General features: G+C 72.8%; 17 protein-coding genes. 4 read left to right on the top strand and 13 right to left on the bottom strand.

Annotated features, from left to right (window positions below; genetic code table 11):
• Window positions 1-132: 132 nt before the first annotated feature.
• The 3 genes from VFH10_RS09345 to VFH10_RS09335 all read right to left on the bottom strand — a co-directional run bounded on the left by VFH10_RS09345 (window position 133) and on the right by VFH10_RS09335 (window position 2,753).
• Window positions 133-1,446, bottom strand: a complete 1,314-nt coding sequence (locus tag VFH10_RS09345; RefSeq protein WP_414689857.1) for an RNA polymerase sigma factor — start codon at window positions 1,444-1,446, stop codon at window positions 133-135.
• 322 nt (window positions 1,447-1,768) lie between these two features.
• Complete coding sequence (locus tag VFH10_RS09340; protein WP_325127848.1) at window positions 1,769-2,329, bottom strand: HhH-GPD-type base excision DNA repair protein; 561 nt, start codon at window positions 2,327-2,329, stop codon at window positions 1,769-1,771.
• A gap of 19 nt (window positions 2,330-2,348) precedes the next feature.
• Entirely contained in the window at window positions 2,349-2,753 is a 405-nt protein-coding gene (locus VFH10_RS09335; RefSeq protein ID WP_325127847.1) for a universal stress protein, read from the bottom strand.
• A gap of 134 nt (window positions 2,754-2,887) precedes the next feature.
• On the opposite strand from VFH10_RS09335, the gene VFH10_RS09330 reads away from it, so the two are divergent.
• Window positions 2,888-3,295: a hypothetical protein gene (locus tag VFH10_RS09330; protein WP_325127846.1), complete on the top strand. Its 408-nt coding sequence runs from the start codon at window positions 2,888-2,890 to the stop codon at window positions 3,293-3,295.
• Here the strand turns inward: VFH10_RS09330 and VFH10_RS09325 are convergent, their stop codons facing one another.
• Window positions 3,296-4,768, bottom strand: a complete 1,473-nt coding sequence (locus VFH10_RS09325) for a glutamate--cysteine ligase (RefSeq protein ID WP_325127845.1) — start codon at window positions 4,766-4,768, stop codon at window positions 3,296-3,298.
• A gap of 52 nt (window positions 4,769-4,820) precedes the next feature.
• The gene (locus VFH10_RS09320; RefSeq protein WP_325127844.1) at window positions 4,821-5,822 is read right to left on the bottom strand and encodes a DUF4192 domain-containing protein; all 1,002 of its coding nucleotides are present in this window, start codon (window positions 5,820-5,822) and stop codon (window positions 4,821-4,823) included.
• A 141-nt stretch (window positions 5,823-5,963) separates the two neighbouring features.
• Between VFH10_RS09320 and VFH10_RS09315 the strand changes: the two genes are divergently transcribed.
• The 3 genes from VFH10_RS09315 to VFH10_RS09305 all read left to right on the top strand — a co-directional run bounded on the left by VFH10_RS09315 (window position 5,964) and on the right by VFH10_RS09305 (window position 10,635).
• Window positions 5,964-7,295, top strand: a complete 1,332-nt coding sequence (locus VFH10_RS09315) for a DNA polymerase IV (protein WP_325127843.1) — start codon at window positions 5,964-5,966, stop codon at window positions 7,293-7,295.
• Between the two features lie 37 nt (window positions 7,296-7,332).
• Entirely contained in the window at window positions 7,333-9,477 is a 2,145-nt protein-coding gene (locus tag VFH10_RS09310; RefSeq protein WP_325127842.1) for a S9 family peptidase, read from the top strand.
• A 207-nt stretch (window positions 9,478-9,684) separates the two neighbouring features.
• Window positions 9,685-10,635: a sigma-70 family RNA polymerase sigma factor gene (locus VFH10_RS09305; RefSeq protein ID WP_325127841.1), complete on the top strand. Its 951-nt coding sequence runs from the start codon at window positions 9,685-9,687 to the stop codon at window positions 10,633-10,635.
• Window positions 10,636-10,662: 27 nt separating this feature from the next.
• Here the strand turns inward: VFH10_RS09305 and coaE are convergent, their stop codons facing one another.
• The 8 genes from coaE to VFH10_RS09265 all read right to left on the bottom strand — a co-directional run.
• On the bottom strand, window positions 10,663-11,247 hold the full coding sequence (gene coaE, locus VFH10_RS09300; RefSeq protein ID WP_325127840.1) for a dephospho-CoA kinase: 585 nt from the start codon (window positions 11,245-11,247) through the stop codon (window positions 10,663-10,665).
• A 34-nt stretch (window positions 11,248-11,281) separates the two neighbouring features.
• Window positions 11,282-12,319, bottom strand: a complete 1,038-nt coding sequence (locus VFH10_RS09295) for an SIS domain-containing protein (RefSeq protein ID WP_325127839.1) — start codon at window positions 12,317-12,319, stop codon at window positions 11,282-11,284.
• Window positions 12,316-13,431, bottom strand: a complete 1,116-nt coding sequence (nagA, locus tag VFH10_RS09290; RefSeq protein WP_325127838.1) for an N-acetylglucosamine-6-phosphate deacetylase — start codon at window positions 13,429-13,431, stop codon at window positions 12,316-12,318. Before nagA ends, VFH10_RS09295 begins: the two co-directional genes overlap by 4 nt.
• Window positions 13,428-14,618: an anhydro-N-acetylmuramic acid kinase gene (locus VFH10_RS09285; RefSeq protein WP_325127837.1), complete on the bottom strand. Its 1,191-nt coding sequence runs from the start codon at window positions 14,616-14,618 to the stop codon at window positions 13,428-13,430. The genes nagA and VFH10_RS09285 overlap by 4 nt, the downstream gene beginning before the upstream one ends.
• Entirely contained in the window at window positions 14,615-16,480 is a 1,866-nt protein-coding gene (murQ, locus tag VFH10_RS09280) for an N-acetylmuramic acid 6-phosphate etherase (RefSeq protein ID WP_325127836.1), read from the bottom strand. The genes VFH10_RS09285 and murQ overlap by 4 nt, the downstream gene beginning before the upstream one ends.
• Window positions 16,477-17,940: a glycoside hydrolase family 3 protein gene (locus VFH10_RS09275; protein ID WP_325127835.1), complete on the bottom strand. Its 1,464-nt coding sequence runs from the start codon at window positions 17,938-17,940 to the stop codon at window positions 16,477-16,479. Before VFH10_RS09275 ends, murQ begins: the two co-directional genes overlap by 4 nt.
• The gene (locus VFH10_RS09270) at window positions 17,937-18,764 is read right to left on the bottom strand and encodes a carbohydrate ABC transporter permease (RefSeq protein WP_325127834.1); all 828 of its coding nucleotides are present in this window, start codon (window positions 18,762-18,764) and stop codon (window positions 17,937-17,939) included. Before VFH10_RS09270 ends, VFH10_RS09275 begins: the two co-directional genes overlap by 4 nt.
• A gap of 51 nt (window positions 18,765-18,815) precedes the next feature.
• Window positions 18,816-19,697 (bottom strand): alpha/beta hydrolase (locus VFH10_RS09265; RefSeq protein WP_325127833.1); only part of this gene is annotated, 882 nt, incomplete at its 5' end.

Here is a 19,697-nt window from a genome sequence, read left to right as displayed (position 1 = left end):
GTCTGCTCGAACGGATCGGCATCGGGGCCTGGTTGCTCTGGTTGGCTGTCGCCAGCGTCGTCCTCCTACGGCGGAACCGCACCCACCGGTTCCAAACAACGCCTTCACTGCCGTAGCGGCCAGGAGCGGACCTCAGTCGAGGTAGTCGCGCAGCACCTGCGAGCGCGAGGGATGCCGCAACTTCGACATCGTCTTCGACTCGATCTGGCGGATCCGCTCGCGGGTCACGCCGTAGACCTTGCCGATCTCGTCGAGGGTCTTGGGCTGGCCGTCGGTGAGGCCGAAGCGCATCGAGACCACGCCGGCCTCGCGCTCGGACAGCGTGTCGAGCACGGCGTGCAGCTGCTCCTGCAGCAGCGTGAACGACACCGCGTCGGCCGGCACGATGGCCTCGGAGTCCTCGATCAGGTCACCGAACTCGGAGTCGCCGTCCTCGCCGAGCGGGGTGTGCAGGGAGATCGGCTCGCGACCGTACTTCTGGACCTCGATGACCTTCTCCGGGGTCATGTCGAGCTCCTTGGCGAGCTCCTCAGGGGTGGGCTCGCGGCCCAGGTCCTGGAGCATCTGCCGCTGCACACGAGCGAGCTTGTTGATGACCTCGACCATGTGCACCGGGATGCGGATGGTGCGCGCCTGGTCGGCCATCGCGCGGGTGATCGCCTGGCGGATCCACCACGTCGCGTAGGTCGAGAACTTGTAGCCCTTGGTGTAGTCGAACTTCTCGACCGCGCGGATCAGCCCGAGGTTGCCCTCCTGGATCAGGTCGAGGAAGAGCATGCCGCGACCGGTGTAGCGCTTGGCCAGCGAGACCACGAGGCGGAGGTTCGCCTCGAGGAGGTGGTTCTTGGCGCGGCGGCCGTCCTCGGCGATCCACTCGAGCTCGTCGAGCGACTTCGCGGAGATCTTGCCGCCCTTGGCCAGCTTCTCCTCGGAGAAGAGACCGGCCTCGATCCGCTTGGCGAGCTCGACCTCCATCTCCGCGTTGAGCAGCGGGACCTTGCCGATCTGCTTGAGGTAGTCCTTGACCGGGTCGGCGGTCGCGCCGGCGACCATGACCTGCTGCTCGGGCTCGTCGGACTCGTCGGCCTGGGAGACGACGAAGCCGGCCTTCTCGGCCTCCTTCTCGTCCTCCTTGATGGTCGGGTCGGCGACGACGTCCTTCTCGAACTGCTCGTCGGGGAGGTCGGGCAGGATCTTCTTGCCGTCGGGACCGACCGCGACCGACGTGGTGTCGCCTTCGGCGGCCTTGGACGTCTTGGCGGTCGTGGTCTTCTTGGCCGCGGTCTTCTTCGCCGGCGGCTCGGCTGCCTTCTTGGCGGCGGCCTTCTTGGCCGGAGCCTTCTTCGCGGCGGCCTTCTTGGTCGCGGCGGCCTTCACGGTGCTCCTCGTGCTCGAGGCGGCGGCGACGCGCTTGCGTGCCTGGCTGTCCTGTGCCGAGACGACCACGTCGATGTCCTGTTCCCCGAGGTAGCGAAGCAACGCCTTGAGATGCGCGGCCGTGTGCACGGCGGCTGCCGTGGCGGTCCGAAGAGCGTCGGCCGTCACGTGCCCGGAGGCTTTGCCTTGGTCGATCAGCGCAACGATGTCGGGATGAGCGAGGACATCAGCAGGGAGCTTGCGGGACGTGGCTGTCGACACGAACTACCTCTCGTACAGCGGGCGTCGGGCGCGGCAAAGCCCGTACACGTCAAGAGCCGCGTTCCTATTGTGACACGGCGCCAATGCATTCCAAGAACAGCCCGGGCATCCGCGTCTCGAAGCTGCGCGGTCAGCGGGCGCGGGCCTTCATCTCCTTCTTGAACGCCCGCACCTTGTCGAGCGAGGTGGTGTCCACGACGTCGGCCACCGAGCGGTAGGAGCCCGACTCCGAGTAGTCACCGGCGGCCTCCTCCCAACCGGACGGGCGTACGTCGAGCTGCTTGGCCACCAGCGCCACGAAGATCTGCGCCTTCTGCTTGCCGAAGCCGGGGAGTGCCTGGAGGCGGCGCATCAGGTCGCGGCCGGACTCGGCCTCCTCCCACAGCCGCTCGGCGTGGCCGTCGTACTCCTCGACCACGTGTGCGGCGAGCGCCTGGACCCGGGCAGCCATCGAGCCCGGGAACCGGTGGATCGCCGGCGGCGTCGAGCACAGCGCCGCGAACTCCTCGGGGTCCGCGGAGGCCACGGTGGCCGGGTCGAGCGAGCCGAAGCGGTCGAGGATCTTCGCCGGGCCACGAAAGGCGTGCTCCATCGGGTACTGCTGGTCGAGGAGCATGCCGGTCAGCAGCGCGAACGAGCTCTCGGACAGGACCTGGTCGGCGTGCGGGTCCTGCGCGATCCGGATGGCCATGAGCGTGCTGCTCCGACCCCTACTCGCTGGCCTTGACCGCCAGCACGGGGCACGGCGCGTCGAGGAGCACACGCTGCGCGTTGCTGCCGAGGATCAGCTTGCCGACGGGCGAGCGGCGGCGCAGGCCGATCACGATGATGTCGGCGTTCACCTCCGTGGCCACGTTGACGAGGTCGTCGGCGGGGTCGAGGCCCCGGACGAGCTGGCGGACCTCGTGCTCGACGCCGGCGTCACGCAAGGTCGAGCGGACCTCCTCGAGCTGGGCCTCGGACTCGAGTGCGTCGTCCTTGTCGAACTCGCGGCCGCCGCGGTGTGAGTTGACGACCACCAACCGCATGTCGCGCAGCTTGGCTTCCTCTGCCGCCCGGGCGAGTGCCGCGCGGCCCTCGGCCTTCGGCACGTATCCCACGACGATGGTCCCCATTGACCGTCCTCCTCAGCGAAGTCGCGTCTTCCCTGCGCCACGCAGGTTGGGGATGACGTTATCCAGCCGGGGTGCACGGCGCCACCTGTGGACGACGCGTCGCGCGATTCGTTGCGCGCCGCGATGCTGGCCCGGTGACCCAGGAGACCGCGCTCGGCACCCGGCTGCGTGCCGAGGTGGGGCTGCTGCGGGCACGGGAGACGCGCCGGGTCTTCGACACCACGGTGTACGTCGGAACGCCCGGCGGCGACCGCGACTCCTTCGTCGTGCGGGCCCGCGACGTGCCCGCGATCGACGGTGCGGTGCGCATCGAGGTCCTCTCAGTGCTCGTCGAGCGCACGGCCGACGAGCATCGCAGCCTCTGGCTCACCCGGGCCGGCACCCCGGACCCCTACGAGCAGGACCTGGCCTGGCTGCGGGCGGCGCGCGCCGCGTTCGCGATGCACGGGCGGGTGCTCGAAGGCTGCTACGCGATCACGAGGTACGGGTGGCGCGACCTGCTCACCGGCGAGAGCCGGGCGTGGAAACGCCTCCGGCTCTGATCAGTCCCAGCTGTGCACGGGGTCGTTGGTGTGCATGTGGCCGCGGTACTCGTTGAGCGTGCCGCGCAGCACGTCGAGCCGGTCGCCGTCACCGTTGCCCGACCTCGTGTGGAACTTGTCGACGAACCAGGAGGCGCCGTTCTGCCCGATCAGGCAGCGCTGCTCGATGATGCCGAGCAGCCGGTCGCTCTCCTCGGCGATGACGCCCCAGGAGTCGAGACCCGCTCGCGCCATCGGGAGCAGCCGGCGCAGCACCAGCTCGGTGGCAGGGACCTGGCCCAGGCCGGGCCAGTAGAGGTGTGCCTCGATCCCCTGCCGGGCCGCGACGTGGAAGTTCTCCTCCGCCGCGCTGAACGACATCTGCGACCACAGTGGCCGCTCGTGCTCGGCCAGCGTGCGGGTCAGGCCGAAGTAGAACGCCGCGTTGGCCATCGTGTCGGCGACGGTCGGCCCGGCCGGGAGCACGCGGTTCTCGACCCGGAGGTGGGGCGTGCCGTCGACGACGTCGTACACCGGACGGTTCCACCGGTAGATCGTGCCGTTGTGCAGCCGCAGCTCGGCCAGGCTCGGCGTCCCCCCGGACTCGAGCTGCTCGAGCGGGTCCTCGTCCTCGAGGATCGGGAGCAGCGCCGGGAAGTAGCGCACGTTCTCCTCGAACAGGTCGAAGATCGAGTTGATCCACCGCTCGCCGAACCACACCCGCGGCCGGACGCCCTGCGCCTTGAGCTCCTCGCTGCGGGTGTCGGTGGCCTGCTCGAACAGCGCGATCCGGGTCTCCCGCCACAGCTCGCGGCCGAGCAGGAACGGCGAGTTGGCGCCGATCGCCAGCTGCACACCGGCGATCGCCTGGGAGGCGTTCCAATAGGCAGGGAAGTCCTCGGGGCTGACCTGGGTGTGCAGCTGGGTGCTGGTGCAGGCTGCCTCGGGGACGATCGAGTCCGTTGTGGTGCGCAGCCGCTCGGGTCCGCCGATGTCGATGACGATGTCCTCGCCGCGGGCGGCGAGGATCTGGTCGCTGAGCAGCTGGTAGCGCGGGTTGGAGCTCAGCGACGACGGGCTCATGTGGCCCGCGGAGAGCGTCGGCAGGATGCCGATCATCACCATGTGCGCACCGACCTGGTCGGCCCTGTCACCTGCCTGGTTGAGGCTGCGGCGCACCCCCTCCTCGAACTCGGTGAAGCCGCGGTCCTTGAGCTGCTTGGGCGGGACGTTGATCTCCAGGTTGAACTGGCCCAGCTCGGTCTGGAAGTCGGGGTCGGCGATCGCCTCCAGCGCCTCGACGTTCTTCAGCGCCGGGTCGCCGGCGGCGTCGACGAGGTTGAGCTCGATCTCGAGGCCCGTCATCGGGTAGTCGGCGTCGAAGCGGGACTCGCGCAGCATCCGCGCGAACACGTCGAGGCAGCGCCGGACCTTCTCGCGGTAGCGCGTGCGGTCCTCGCGCGAGAACTCCTGCTGCTCGACCTCTTCTCCCATGACAGGACCCTAGTGCCCCGACGGGTCCGCGGGTATGTCGCGAACCGGCTCTTCACCCGACGAACAGCGTGAGCGCGTCGGGCCCCAGCGGAGTCCACGCCGTCGGTGGCACCGCGCCGGCCAGCGCCTGGGTGACCAGCCCCGCCAGGCTGTAGCCGGGCTCCGCCTCCTGGCTCCGCTCGACCGCGCACCAGGCGAGCGCGCCGTCACCCGCCAGCCAGGCCGCGAACGCGAGGAGCGCCGCCGGCGCGGCGAGCGCGTCGTGGGGGCACCGGCGCACCACGTCGCTCCACAGGTCGACGTGCCGCCGGGCGTCGTCGTGGCCGATCTGCGCCCAGGCGACGTCGCGGACCTCGACGGCGGCGATGGCCACGACCAGGCGGCCGACGTCGTGGCTGTCGAGCCGCTGCCCGTCGCGCAGGAACCGGCGCACACGATGCTGGACCCAGCGGCCCTCCTGCACCAGATGAGGCCGGCTCGCCTCGGCCCGCAGGAGCCGCTCCCCGGCGGCATCGACGGCGTCGGCCACGCGGTCCACCTCGTCGGGGTCGTCGCCGACGAGCGAGTCGCGGAGCGCGTCGCGGCTGGCGTGCACGAGGCGTCCGTCCACGACGGCTTCCAGGGTGATCGGGTGCCGGGACAGGTCGTAGGGGGTGCCGTCGGGCGGAAAGCGCCCCGCGTAGGCACCGAGGCAGTACCAGCGCTCACCGTCGGCCCGCATCGCGATCATCACCTCGACGGCCGCGGACTCCAGCGACGTCAGGAGCGGGTCTGCGACCGCGTCGGCGATCACCTCGTCGCTGGAGTAGACGACGACCGCGACCTTGCGCAGCCCGGCCCGGAGGGCCACCGTGAGCAGGTCCTCCACCAGCAGCGGGACCTCGTCGGGCAGCTCGGGCAGGTCCTGTCGTGCGTGCACCGGGGTGTCCGCGGCGCCGACGGTCATCATCACGACGGAGTCCTCGGGATGGAAGCCCAGCAGGTAGGGCACCATCGCGAGCAGGTCGGCGGGGGTCTTCGCCCTCAGCGTCTTGGGGGTCCTGGGCTGGGTCATGGGCCGACCCTGCTCCCGCACCCACCCGGTACGCCGGGGCCGGGGACCGCGCGGTGGACACGCCCGTCGTACGACGAGGGTGGGGACCGAACCCGGCTCGTCGGGCAGGGCGTCGGGGGCGGGCCGTTGCATGATGGCCCCGTGCGCCCACCCCGAGCAGGGCCGACGATCCTGCACGTCGACCTGGACGCGTTCTTCGCCGCGGTCGAGCAGCGCGACAAGCCGTCGCTGCGCGGCAAGCCGGTCGTCGTCGGCGGGGTCGGCGGGCGCGGCGTCGTGGCGACCGCTTCCTACGAGGCGCGCGCCTACGGGGTCCGGTCCGCGATGTCCACGGCGGAGGCGCGGTCCCGCTGCCCGCATGCGGCGTTCCTCACCGGCCGCTTCGACGCCTACCGCGAGGCGAGCCGGGCGGTGATGACCCTCCTGCGCGAGCTGTCACCGCTCGTGGAGCCGCTGTCCCTCGACGAGGCCTTCGTGGATCTCGAGGCGTCGCGGCACACCGACTTCTCCGTCCCCGGCGTCACGCTCGTCGCCGAGGAGCTCAAGGCCGGTGTCACCGAGGTCACCGGCGGGCTGCACGGCTCGGTCGGCGTCGCCACCTCCAAGTTGGTCGCCAAGATCGCCAGCGACCTCGACAAGCCCGACGGCCTGGTGGTCGTCCCGCCCGGCACCGAGCAGGACCTCCTCCGCCCGATGAAGGTGAGCGTGATCCCCGGGGTCGGCCCGGCGACCGCCGAGCGCCTGCGCCGCGTGGGCGTGCACACCGTCGCGGACCTCGAGGCGGTCTCGGCCGACGAGCTGGTGCGGCTCGTCGGCCAGGCGCACGGCACCTCGCTGTACGACCTGGCCCGGGCCCGCGACCACCGGCCAGTGGTCGCCGAGCGCGAGGCGAAGTCGATCAGCGTCGAGGACACCTACGACAGCGACCTGGTGGACAAGCGGCTGCTGGAGGGGCTCATCGACCGGCACGCCACCCGGGTGACCGAGCGGCTGCAGAAGGCCCGGCTGTCCGGTCGCACGGTGACCGTCAAGGTGCGGCTGCACGACTTCACCACCTACACCCGGTCCACGACGCTGCCGTCCCCGACCGACAGCACCCGGGTCGTCGCCCGGCACGCGCGGGCTCTGCTGTCGGAGGTCGACACCTCGGGCGGGGTGCGGCTGCTCGGCGTCGGGGTGTCCGGGCTGGCCGACTGGATCCAGGAGGACCTGTTCGAGTACGACGGTCTCCCCGAGCCGCCGGCCACCGCCGAGGCGCCGCCGGTCGACCTCACCCGGCTCGACCGGGGTCGACGCTGGTGGCCCGGCCAGGACGTCGTGCACGCCGAGCACGGCCCCGGCTGGGTCTGGGGGTCTGGCGTCGGCCGGGTCACGGTGCGCTTCGAGACGGCCGAGACCGGGCCGGGACCGGTGCGCACGTTCCTGGTCGACGACCCGGACCTCACCAAGGTGACGCGGCCCCAACCGGACTGAGCCTCCTGCTGGCGGCACGGGGAGATACGTTCTGCCCATGACGGACGTCCAGCCGGTCTCCCCGCCCGTGGCCAAGCGGGTGCCGCACTCGCGCACCCACCACGGCGACACGTTCGTCGACGACTACGAGTGGCTGCGCGACAAGGAGTCACCGGACACCCTGGCCTACCTCGAGGCCGAGAACGCCTACACCGAGGCGCGCACCGCCCACCTGGCGCCGCTGCGCGAGACGATCTTCAGCGAGATCAAGGCCCGCACCCTGGAGACGGACCTGTCGGTGCCGTCGCGGATCGGCCGGTTCTGGTACTACGGCCGCTCGATCGAGGGCAAGCAGTACGGCGTCAGCTGTCGGTGCCCGGCGACCGACACCGGCGGACCGGAGGACTGGACTCCCCCGTCCCCCTCGCCGGACGCCGACGTACCCGGCGAGGAGGTGCTGCTCGACGTCAACGCGCTTGCCGAGGGCCACGACTTCTTTTCGCTCGGCACCGCCTCGGTCAGCCCCGACGGCACCCTCCTCGCGTTCAGCACCGACACCGTCGGCAACGAGCGGTTCCTGCTCCAGGTCAAGGACCTCCGCACCGGCGAGGTGCTGCCCGACCAGGTGCCCGACACCCTCGGCGGCGCGACCTGGGACCTCGCCGCGACCACGCTCTTCTACACGACCGTCGACGACGCCTGGCGCCCCGACAAGGTGTGGCGGCACGTGCTCGGCACACCCGTCTCCGACGACGTCGTCGTGCACCACGAGACCGACGAACGGTTCTGGACCTCGGTCGGCCGCACCCGCAGCGACAGGCTGATCGTCATCGGCTCCGGCTCGAAAACGACCACCGAGTACCGCGTCCTCGACGCCGCCGACCCCACCGGCGAGTTCCGGGTCGTCACGCCCCGGCGGCAGGGCGTCGAGTACGGCATCGAGCACGCCGTCATCGCCAGCGAGGACCGCCTTCTGGTCCTGCACAACGAGGACGCCGAGAACTACGCCCTCGCCGTCGCCCCCCTCGACGCCACCGGCCACGAGCAGTGGGAGCCGCTGCTCCCTCACGACCCGGCCGTGCGGCTCGAGGACGTCGACGCGTTCGCCACCCATCTCGTCGTCAGCCAGCGCAGCGAGGGGCTCACCCAGCTGCGCGTGATCGAACTGACGGCCGACGGGTTGGGCGAGGACTACCTGGTCGGCTTCGAGGACCCCGTCTACACCGTCGGCTCGGGAGGCAACCCCGAGTTCCACCAGCCGACGATCCGGCTCGGCTACACGACCATGGCGACGCCGCCCGCGGTCTACGACTTCGACGTACCGACCCGCACCCTGCACCTGCGGAAGCGCACCCCCGTCCTCCCGCACCCCGATCACGGGCCGTTCGACCCGAGCCGCTACGAGCAGCACCGCACGTGGGCCGCGGCGCCCGACGGCACCCGCGTGCCGGTGTCCCTCGTGCTCCCGGCGGGCTCGCCGCGCGACGGCAGCACCCCGTTCCTGCTTTACGGCTACGGGTCCTACGAGGACTCGATGGACCCCTACTTCACGATCTCCCGGCTGTCCCTGCTCGACCGCGGTGTCGGCTTCGCGATCGCCCACGTCCGCGGCGGGGGCGAGATGGGCCGGAGGTGGTACGACGAGGGCAAGCTGCTCGCCAAGCGCAACACGTTCACCGACTTCGTGGCCTGCGCCGAGCACCTCGTGGGCGAGGGCTGGACCTCGCCGGACCGGCTCGTCGCCGAGGGCGGCAGCGCCGGCGGGCTGCTCATGGGCGCGGTGGCGAACCTCGCGCCGCACCAGTTCGCGGGCATCGTGGCCGACGTCCCGTTCGTGGACCCGCTCACCACCATCCTCGACCCGTCGCTGCCGTTGACCGTGGTCGAGTGGGAGGAGTGGGGCAACCCGCTCGACGACCCGGAGGTCTACGCCTACATGAAGGGCTACAGCCCCTACGAGAACGTCGAGGCCAAGCGGTACCCGCCGATCCTGGCGGAGACGTCCCTGCACGACACCCGCGTGCTCTACGTGGAGCCCGCCAAGTGGGTGGCCAGGCTTCGGGCTGTGGCGCTCGACACACACGACGTGCTGCTGAAGGCGCAGATGTCGGCCGGTCACGGCGGGGTCAGCGGCCGCTACAACGCCTGGCGGGACCGGGCGTTCACACTCGCCTGGGTCCTGGACCGGGTGGGCCGCGCCTGACCAGCCCGAACAGCGGCGATCCCTGAGAAGTCCCTGAGATCCCGGCCGCGCGGCAACTTCGCAGGCGTGCCGGTCGTCGTACCGGGCAAGAGGGTCGTGGGGGTTCGGCACTCACCGATATTCGGGAATCTCGACGGGCTCTCGCCCGTTGGGATGAGTACAGGGGCTACCGGTGGGTACTCCTGGCGGCACTGGAAGGGAGCGCACGTGGCAACGAGTCGCACGCACACACGCGAGATCGAGGGGCGCGACAGCGTCGGTCTGTACCTCGACGAGATCGCGCGTACTCCGCTGCTCGACGCGGTCACCGAGGTGGAGCTGAGCAAGGCCATCGAAGCCGGCCTGTTCGCACAGGCCCTGCTCGACGAGGGCCGGGTGGGGCGAAAAAAGGGTGGCGCCCCCAAGTACGCGACGCAGGAAGAGCTCGAGTGGATGGTCGAGGAGGGCGAGCGCGCCATCCAGCGATTCATCGAGTCCAACCTCCGGCTGGTCGTCTCGATCGCCCGCAAGTACGGCCGCAGCCAGATGCCGATGCTCGACCTGGTCCAGGAGGGCAACACCGGCCTTATCCGCGCCGTCGAGAAGTTCGACTACCGCAAGGGCTTCAAGTTCTCCACCTACGCGACCTGGTGGGTCCGGCAGGCGATCACCCGCGGCATCGCACAGCAGGCGCGCGTGGTCCGGCTGCCCGTGCACGTCGTGGAGGAGCTCAACCAGGTGGGCGCCGCGCGCCGTACCCTCGAGCGCCAGCTCGGCCGTGAGCCGGAGCCGCAGGAGATCGCCGACGAGCTCGGCCTCGACGTGGACCGCGTCATCGACCTGATGAGCTGGGGCCGCGAGCACGTCAGCCTCGACACCCCGGTCGACGAGGACGGCGACACCTCGCTGGGTGACCTGATCGCCCAGGAGACGGCGCCGGGTCCGGACAGCACGTTCCTCGACGTCGAGTCCCGCGACCGGCTGAGCACCCTCGTCGAGCTGCTCGACGACCGGGCCGCCGACATCATCCGGTCCCGCTACGGTCTCGTCGACGGGCGCCAGCACAAGCTGGCCGACATCGGCGCCAAGCACGGCATCTCCGCAGAGCGGGTCCGCCAGCTCGAGCGGGAGGCGCTGCAGCGGCTCCGCGAGCTCGCCGACCCCGACCTGGCCGCCTGATCCCCTGGCCGGCTGATTTCCCCCGGATCAGCCGGTCAGCTTCTCGAAGACCTCCGTGACACGCTCGCGGAGGTCTTCGAGTCTCCCGGTGTTGTCGATGGCGTACGTCGCGACGGACAGCCGCTGGTCACGCGTCGCCTGTGCCGCCACCCGGGCCTCTGCCTCCTCGGGTGTCATCGCGCGCAGCTCGACCATCCGGTCGATCTGGGTCCGGACCGGGACGTCGACGACGAGCACCGCGTCGAACCGGTCGGCCTGGCCGGTCTCGGCCAGCAGCGGGATGTCGTGCACCACGACCGCGCCTTGCGGCGCCGCGGCCTCGAGCTCGCGCGCCCTGGCCCGGACCAGCGGGTGGATGATCGCCTCCAGCCGCCGGCGCGCGGGCTCGTCGCCGAACACGATCGCGCCGAGAGCCGGCCGGTCGAGCGAGCCGTCGGCCGCGAGCACGTCGGCCCCGAACTCCTCCACGACCCGGCGCAGCCCGTCGGTGCCGGGGGCCACCACCTCGCGGGCGAGCTTGTCGGCGTCGATCACCACCGCACCCAGCTCGGCGAGAAGGGCCGCCACCGTGCTCTTCCCCGAGGCGACGCCACCGGTCAGTCCCACCCGCATGGGCGTCAGTCTCGCAGCACCGGGGCCGCCCGGCTCAGCGGGTGAGCGTGACCTTCGACAGGTCACCGGGCCGGTCCACGTCGACGCCGCGCCGCTCGGCGGCCCGCCAGGCGACCAGCTGTCCCAGCACCACGGAGGTCAGCGGGGTGAGCCAGCCGGCCAGGTCGGCGGTCGAGGGCAGACCGACCCGGTGCACGTCGTCGAGGGTGGGTCCGCCCAGCAGCACGACCGGAGCACCGCGCCGGCGCAGCTCCGGCACCGCCTCCAGCACGCTGGCGGTGGCCGCCTCGCCGGGGGTGACCAGCAGCGCCGGGACCGACGGGCCCACCGCGGCGACCGGACCGTGCATGAGGTCGGCCGGCGAGAACGGTGCGACCAGGGCCCCGGTCAGCTCGGTGATCTTCAGGGCGGTCTCGTGGGCGGTGCAGAGGTTGAGACCGCGACCGACGCTGACCCCGCGGTCGGCGCCGGCCACCAGGTCCGCCGCCTCCTCGACACCGGAGGCCCGCGTGACGGACTCGCCGAGCGCTTCGGGCACGCGATGCAGCTGATCGGGGTCGGACGGGTCGTCGGTCCACACCCCCGCCAGCACCGCTACCGCAAGCAGTGAGGCGGTGTAGGTCTTGGTGGCCGCGACGGACCGCTCCGGGCCTGCCCCGAGGTCGACGACCACCTCGGCCGCCTCGGCCAGCGGGGACGACGGGTCGTTGGTGACCGCGAGCGTCGGCCGGCCGGCGGCCCGCGCCTGCTCCACCACCGCGACGACGTCGGGCGAACGCCCGGACTGCGAGACGGCGACGACCGCCTGCCGGCTCACCTCCGGCTGCCGGCCGTAGACCGTGGTGAGGCTCGGCGTCGCCAGGGTGACGGTGACCCCGGCGCGTGCGGGCCAGAGGTACTGCGCGTAGCGGGCGGCGTTGTCCGAGGAGCCGCGGGCCACCAGCAGCACCTGCTCGGCGCCGCGGGAGGTGAGGTGGTCGCGCAGGTCGCCGACCAGCGGCAGCATCCGGTCGAGCAGCCGGGCGGCGACCTCGGGCTGCTCGCCGATCTCGTGCTCGAGCCGGCTGGTCATGCGGTCCTCGCGACCGGCGTGCCGGCCAGCCACGTCTCCCGGACGGTGAGGTCGTCCTCGAGCACGACGAGGTCGGCCCGGGCACCGGGAGCCAGCCGGCCTAGGTCCGGGCGGCCGATCAGCGCGGCCGGGGTGGCCGTCACCGCGGTGAGCACCTCGGCGAGGTCGATCCCGAGCCCGACGACGTTGCGGACCGCCGCGTCGAGGGTCAACGCGCTGCCGGCGAGCACGCCGGCGCCGTTGCGCACCGCCCCGGCGCGCACCTCGACGGGCACGCCGGCGATCTCGTACTCGCCCTCCTCGCGCGCGGCCGCCTCCGTCGCGTCGGTGACGAGCACGACCCGGCCGCGCGCGGCCGCGAACACCAGCCGGACCACGTCGTCGGCCAGGTGGTGGCCGTCGACGATGAGCTGCACGGTGACGTCGGGCCGGGCCAGCGCGGCACCGGGCAGGCCCGGGTCGCGGTGCCGCAGGGCGCTCATCGCGTTGAACAGGTGGGTCGCGGTGCGGGCGCCGGCGTCGAAACCGGCGTGCGCCTGCGCGGCCGTCGCGTCGGAGTGGCCGAGCGAGACCAGGACGCCGTCGGCGCTCAGCTTCGCCACCACGTCGACGGCCCCCGGCAGCTCCGGCGCGAGGGTCACCGCCACCACCGGGGCCAGTGCGCGCCACTCCTCGAGGACGGCCGGGTCGGGCTCGCGACGGTGCACCGCGGGGTGGGTGCCGAGCCGCGCGGGGCTCAGGAACGGCCCCTCCAGGTGCACCCCGAGCGGCTGCGCACCCGGCGTACCCCGGTCGATGGCGGTGCGGAGCACGCCGAGCGCGCGCCGGGTGTCGGCGTCGGCGGCGGTGATCAGCGTCGGCAGCCAGGCGGTGACGCCGTGGTCGGTGAGCGCCGTGCCGATCCGGTCGATGCCGTCGACGTCGGCGGCCATCACGTCGACCTCGGCGAAGCCGTTGACCTGCAGGTCGAGGAGCCCGGGTGTCGCGATCCGCCCACCCGCGGCCGGCGGCAGACCCACGCGGGTGACGGTGTCCCCGTCGACCTCGACGTCGCCGGGGAGCAACGCGCCGTCGACGAGGGCGGCCGAGACGCCGAGCAGGCGGATGGTCATGGTGTCCTCTCCTCGTCGCGGGCGCGGACGGTGAGCCGGGTCGGCGGCGCGATCGGGGCGGGCAGGACCAGCGGGTCGTTGCCGGGGCTGATCCGGCCGAGCACGCGGGGCGTCCGGGTGCCCGGTGCGGTGGTGACCGGTACGCCGTGCCAGGTGAGCCAGCCGAGCAGCGCCCAGAGCACCGCCTCCTTGCCGTCGCCGGGCAGGCCCAGCTCGTCGCTGATGCGCACCGGGGCGTCGAGCCGGTCGGCGAGGGCCGCCATCAGCACCGGGTTGCGCGCGCCGCCGCCGGAGGCGACCACCTCCTCGGGTGCGTGCGGGCGCACCGCGTCGGCGACGGTGGTCGCGGTCAGCGCGACCAGGGTGGCCAGCACGTCGGGCCAGTCGGGGCGGCCGTCACCCCCAGCCACCCGGGCCAGGGCCCCGTCGAGGTAGGCGGCCGAGAACGTCTCGCGCCCGGTGGAGACGGGCGGGGTGAGCGCGTAGTGCGGGTGCTTCAGCAGGATGTCGAGCAGCCCCGGATGCACCTGCCCGCGCGCGGCGAGCTCGCCGTCGACGTCGTAGCCCTGCCGACCCTCGGTGGCCCGCGCGGCCGCGACGTCGAGCAGGCAGTTGGCGGGCCCGGTGTCCCAGGCGAGGGTGCTGCCGTCGGGAGCGACCACGCTCACGTTGGCGATGCCGCCGAGGTTCAGCGCCACCCGGGGGCCGGTGCCGCCCGCGAGCCAGAGCCGGTCGAGGATCCCGGCGAGCGGGGCGCCGTGACCGCCCGCCGCAACGTCGCGGGTGCGCAGGTCGGAGACGACGGGCAGCCCGGTCGCCTCGGCCACCCAGGCCGGCTGGCCGATCTGCAGGGTGCCCAGGCACCGGTCGCCGACCACCTCGTGGTGGATCGTCTGGCCCGGGGAGACCACCAGGTCCACCGGGGCGGGTGTGCGGGCGACCGCGGCGGCGGCCACCCGGCCGACGGCCTGGCCGAGCGCAGTGTCCAGCGCGGCGACCTCGGCCGCCGTCGTGGTGGCCGGCGGGAGCAGGGCGAGCAGCCGCTCGCCGAGAGTGTCCGGCCACGGTTCGGTCCAGGTGTCGAGCACGCGTACGTCGATGGTGTGGTCGTGCCCCGTGCGCAGGTCGACCACTCCGACGTCGAGCCCGTCGGCCGATGTGCCGGACGCCACCGCGACGACGATCATCCGGTCCTCCTCTGCGCGCGCACGGCCTCCAGCGCCGGACGGACCCGGTCGCCGTACTCCGCCAGGGCGGCGGTCGCTGCGGGGACGTCCACGCCGGAGAGCAGCGCGACGAGGGCCGGCTTGGTGCGCCATCCGGCCTCCTCGAGCGCTGCGATCGCGGTCGCGTCGTCCACGCCGGTGGCCTCGCGCAGGATGCGGCGGGCCCGTCGACGGAGCTTCTCGTTGGAGGCGACCACGTCGACCATCCAGGCGCCGTAGGTCTTGCCGTGCGCGACCATCGCCCCGGTGGACAGCACGTTGAGGGTGACCTTCTGCGCGGTGCCGGACTTGAGCCGGGTCGAGCCCGACAGCACTTCGGGCCCGGTGTCGAGGACGACCGCGACGTCGGCGGCGGCCGCGACCACGCTGCCGGGGTTGTTGACCACCGCGACGGTCCGGGCGCCGGCGCGGCGGGCGGCCTCGAGCGCGGCGAGCACGTAGGGGGTCCGGCCCGACGCGGTGATGCCCACCACTAGGTCGTCGGGGCTCGGGGCCAGCGCGAGCAGGTCCTTCTCCCCCGCACCGGCGTCGTCCTCGGCCCCTTCTACGGCTACCCGGTCGGCCTCTCGACCGCCCGCGAGCACCGCCACCACGCGCTCCGGTGGGGTCCCGAAGGTCGGCGGGCACTCGGCGGCGTCGAGGGCGGCGAGGCGGCCGGGTGTGCCGGCTCCGACGTACAGCAGGCGGCCGCCGCGGTCGAGCGCCTCGCCGGCCAGCCGGACCGCCTCGGTGAGGGCTGGTCGGGCAGCGGCCAACGCGGCCGGCACCGTGGCCTCGGCCTCCAGCAGCACGTCGACCACCTCACCGGGCGAGCGGGAGTCGAGGTCGTGCAGGTCGGCGCGCACCTGCTCGGTGGCCAGTGCGTCGACGTCGTCGACGGGGATCTCGTCTGTGCTGCCGGTCGTGCCGACCCTCACCACGAACGCCTCGTGCGGAAGGTCGGTCCGCGTGGCCAGCAGCAGCGCCCCGTCGACCGGCGGACCCGCCGCGTCCTGGAGCCGCAGGTCGGCGGGCAGCAGCGCGCTGAACCGGCTGCGGAGGGCGGCCACGTCGGCCAGCCCCCCGACCACGGCCACCCGCGCCTCTCCGGCGGCTGTCGCCGCGGCGACGGTGAGCTCGACCCACTGCCGGACCGCCCGGTCGAGGATCGCGCCGGCCACGGTGTCGCCTCCCTGGGCAGCCGCGATCACATCGGGTGTGAACGTGGCGGTGGTGCTGGCGGTGCTGCCGGCCTGGTGGATCCGGCGCGGCAGCACCGTGAGGTCGCCGAAGCGCGCCTCGGCCGCCGCGGTCAGTGAGGTCTCCGGCGACCGGCCCTCACGGGCGGCGAGCACGGCGCGCAGCGCCTCCCGGCCGATCCACGCACCGCTGCCGTCGTCACCCAGCCACGGACCCCACCCGTCGACCTGCCTCTTGAGTCCCCGGGCGTCGACCCCGAGCGCCACAGACCCGGTGCCGACCGCGAGGACGGTGCCGGGCTTGCCGTGCAGCGCCCCGACGTGGGCGGTCACCGAGTCCGAGGCGACGGCGACGGAGCGCACCGGGAGGGAGCCGGCCAGCCGCGTCGCGAGCTCGCGGGCCTGCTCCGGCGCCGCCTCGGCGCCCGCGGCGCCGACCACGAGGGCGGTGGCGGGGGAACCCTCGGCGAGCACCCGCCCGACGACGTGCCGGACCGCCTCCTGGGCGCGGTCGACGCCACCCGGATCGGCCAGCCCGGGCGCCCCGGGGCCGTCGGCGCCGACCCGGCGTCCGGCCTCCTCGAGGACCGCGCGGCAGCCGGTCTTGCCGACATCGACGCCGACGTGGATGGGGCGGGTGCTCATGCGGTGACCTCTCCGAGAAGTACGTCGGCCGCGGCGACCGCCGTCGCCGCGCCGGTGCCGTGCGTGTGGACGGTGCGGGAGCCGGGGTCGTCCTCGCGACGCAGCCCGCCGTAGACCACCACCGTGTCCGGTACTTCCGCGAGCACGGCGTGCACCACGGCGGTGCCCCGAGCGCTGGCCGTGCCTCCGACCAAGACGGCCACGGGGCGCCCGGCCGCCGCCAGCACCTCCGTCGTGGCCTGGTCGGCATCGGCCACCTCGGCGTACCGCCAGCCCGGCCGGCGGCGCTGCAGCTCGGCGACGAGTGCCGAGGGCTTGTGCCCGGCGGCGTAGCCCGTGACCGGGCGCGGCACCAGCACCAGCACGTCCCCGACGAGACGGACGTCACCACGGATGGTCAGCGCGCGGGCCGCGGTGGCGGCACCCCGCGCGAGCATCGCCTCCCGCGTGCCGGCCCGGACTTCCTCGACCGGCCGCGCCAGTCGTGAGACCCGACGCGACGCGTCCTCGAGCCGGGCGAGGGGAAGGCTGCCCGCCTCCAAGGCGGCGACGACCGCCGAGACGATCTCCTCGACGGCCGCGACCTCGTCGTAGCCGTCGGGGAAGACCGGGTTGCCGACGCAGAGCAGGTCGACGCCGGCGGCCAGGGCGCGCACAGCTCCCGTGGCGCGACCCATCCCGTCGGAGATCGCGCGCATGTCGAGGGCGTCGCTGACCACCACCCCGCCGAAGCCGAGCTCCTCGCGCAGCAGGCTCAGCACCGGTGCGCTGGTGGTCGCGGGGACGTCGCCGAGTGCGCGTACGACGACGTGGGCGGTCATCATGGCGGGCACCCCTGCCTCCACCGCCGCGGCGAACGGCGGCAGGTCGCGGGCCCGCCAGGTGTCGACGTCCACGTCGAGCACGGGCAGGCCGACGTGCGAGTCGGTGCGCGTCGCGCCGTGGCCCGGGAAGTGCTTCGCGCAGGCGGTCACACCGGCGTCGCGCAGCCCGCGGACGAACGCGACGCCGTGCCGCGCGACGAGGCCGGGGTCCGCACCGAAGGACCGGACGCCGATCACCGGGTTGTCCGGCTCGGAGTTGACGTCGAGCACCGGCGCGAGCACCAGGTCGACCCCGGCGGCGCGGGCCTGCCGGCCGAGCCCGAGCGCGGTGGCGTAGGTGGCCCCGACGTCGTCGAGCGCCCCGAGCGTCGCGGCTCCCGGCCACGGCGACCCGAGGCCCGCGTCGAGGCGGGTGACCGAGCCACCCTCCTCGTCGGAGGCGACCAGCACGTCCGGCCGGTGCGAGCGCAGCGCTCTCGTGAGGGCCCGGACCTGCTCGGGTCCCTCGACGTTGTGGCCGAAGAGGCAGACGCCGGCGAGACCCTCGGCCAGCGTCCGACGTACCCACTCCGGCGGGGCGGTGCCCGTGAAGCCGGGCAGCAGCACCGACAGCGCGAGGCCGCGAAGCGAGCTCATCCCTTCACCGCCCCCGCCACCAGGCCGTCGGCGAGCCTGCGCTGCACGATCACGAAGAACAGCATCACCGGCAGCGTGATCAGGGTCGAGCCGGCCATCACCGCGCCCCAGTTGGTGCCGTACTGGGTGAAGAACTGCCGCAGGCCGGCGGCGACCGTGTAGGAGCTCTGGTCGTTGAGGAAGGTGATCGCGAAGACGAACTCGTTCCACGCGGTGATGAACGAGAACACGCTGGTGGCGACCAGACCGGGCGCGACCAGCGGGAGGAGCACCGACCAGAACATCCGCGGCCAGGTGGCGCCGTCGACGTACGCCGCCTCCTCCAGCTCGCGAGGCACTGCGGACACGAAGCCGCGCAGCGTCCAGATCGCGAACGGCAGCGAGAACGCGACGTACACGACGACCAGGCCGAACAGGTGGTTGAGCATCCCGAGGGTCTTGGCCTGGATGAACAGCGGGATCACCAGCGCCTCGAGCGGCACCATCTGCACGATCAGCACCATCACCAGCACCGACGTGCGGAAGGTGAACTTGAAGCGCGAGACCGCGACCGACGCGAGCAGCGCGAGCGCGCTGCTGATCACGACGGTGGCCAGCGCGACGATGAGCGAGTTGCGCAGATAGACGAGGAAGTTTCCCTCGTCGAGCACGAACGCGAAGTTGTCGAGGGTCAGGTCGGTGGGCAGCAGCGAGCGTGAGCCGGCGTTGGCCCGCGCGTCGAACGCCGTCTTCAGCATGATCAGGACGGGGCCCAGGCTGAACCCGAGCACGGCGATGAAGCCGAGCCCGACCCAGAAGCGTGACGCCGCGGAGGTGCTTCTCATCCGGGGTCCCCGACGCGGTGCGAGCGGAGCGAGCAGCGTGCTGGGGTGAGATCACGATGCCTTGCGTCCTGCCTGGGTCTCGGCCTTCTCGAGCAGCTCCTGGAGCGCCGTGTTGACCTTGTCGGCGCGCTCGAGGATGACCATGTGGCCTGCGCCGACGGCCTCGACGAGGCGTGCGCCGGTGATCTGCTGCGCCATCTTGCGACTGTGCCCGACGGAGGTCAGCAGGTCCTTGGTGCCGCAGACGATCGTCGTCGGGATCCGCGCGAACGAAGCCAGCACGGCGAACTTGTCGAGCGACTCGAAGTTGGGGAAGAACTCCGCGAGCACCTTGAACGGCGTCCCGGCGAGCATCTCGTCGACGAACTCGACGTAGGACGCCGGCACGTCGTCGCCGAAGGCGAACCGGTCGGTGACGAGGAAGCCGATGTTGGAGCCGGTGCGGCGGGCGCTGTCGACCAGCTCGGGAGCCCGGGCGAGGGCGGCCATCAGGCGGTTGCCGACGCCGCCGCCGACGGCGTCGGGGATCAGCGAGCTGATCATCCGGTGCGGGTGCAGGCCCCCGGCCGTGGTGGAGATGAGCGCGGTGCCGACGACGCGGTCGCCGAACAGCTCGGGGTGCTGCTCGGCCAGCGCGATGATCGTCATGCCGCCCATGGAGTGGCCGACGAGCACCACCGGGCCGGTCGGCACCAGCTCGTCGAGCACCACCTTGAGGTCGCGGCCGAGCTGCTCGATGGTGGCGTCGCCGTGCCCGGCCGGGTCGGAGCGACCGTGCGAGCGCTGGTCGAAGAACACCATGCGGCGCTTGCCGCGGAAGCCGAGCCGCTGGAAGTGCCAGCAGTCGAGGTTGAGGGCGTAGCCGTGCACGAACACCAGCGTCGCCTCGTCGGGACGGTGCTTGAGGTGCTCCCCCTCGTACGGCGCGATCTC

The sequence above is a fragment of the Nocardioides sp. genome, assembly GCF_035697785.1.
In the GTDB taxonomy this organism is placed as follows: domain Bacteria; phylum Actinomycetota; class Actinomycetes; order Propionibacteriales; family Nocardioidaceae; genus Nocardioides_B.
Note: the sequence above shows the minus strand (reverse complement) of the source record. Positions and strands in the feature narration are given on the sequence as shown.

Coding starts and splice junctions, on each gene's coding strand:
- VFH10_RS09340 (WP_325127848.1), bottom strand. CDS start 2,329: ATGGCCATCCGGATCGCGCAGGACCCGCACGCCGACCAGGTCCTGTCC.
- VFH10_RS09335 (WP_325127847.1), bottom strand. CDS start 2,753: ATGGGGACCATCGTCGTGGGATACGTGCCGAAGGCCGAGGGCCGCGCG.
- VFH10_RS09325 (WP_325127845.1), bottom strand. CDS start 4,768: ATGGGAGAAGAGGTCGAGCAGCAGGAGTTCTCGCGCGAGGACCGCACG.
- VFH10_RS09320 (WP_325127844.1), bottom strand. CDS start 5,822: ATGACCCAGCCCAGGACCCCCAAGACGCTGAGGGCGAAGACCCCCGCC.
- VFH10_RS09310 (WP_325127842.1), top strand. CDS start 7,333: ATGACGGACGTCCAGCCGGTCTCCCCGCCCGTGGCCAAGCGGGTGCCG.
- coaE (WP_325127840.1), bottom strand. CDS start 11,247: ATGCGGGTGGGACTGACCGGTGGCGTCGCCTCGGGGAAGAGCACGGTG.
- VFH10_RS09295 (WP_325127839.1), bottom strand. CDS start 12,319: ATGACCAGCCGGCTCGAGCACGAGATCGGCGAGCAGCCCGAGGTCGCC.
- nagA (WP_325127838.1), bottom strand. CDS start 13,431: ATGACCATCCGCCTGCTCGGCGTCTCGGCCGCCCTCGTCGACGGCGCG.
- VFH10_RS09285 (WP_325127837.1), bottom strand. CDS start 14,618: ATGATCGTCGTCGCGGTGGCGTCCGGCACATCGGCCGACGGGCTCGAC.
- murQ (WP_325127836.1), bottom strand. CDS start 16,480: ATGAGCACCCGCCCCATCCACGTCGGCGTCGATGTCGGCAAGACCGGC.
- VFH10_RS09275 (WP_325127835.1), bottom strand. CDS start 17,940: ATGAGCTCGCTTCGCGGCCTCGCGCTGTCGGTGCTGCTGCCCGGCTTC.
- VFH10_RS09270 (WP_325127834.1), bottom strand. CDS start 18,764: ATGAGAAGCACCTCCGCGGCGTCACGCTTCTGGGTCGGGCTCGGCTTC.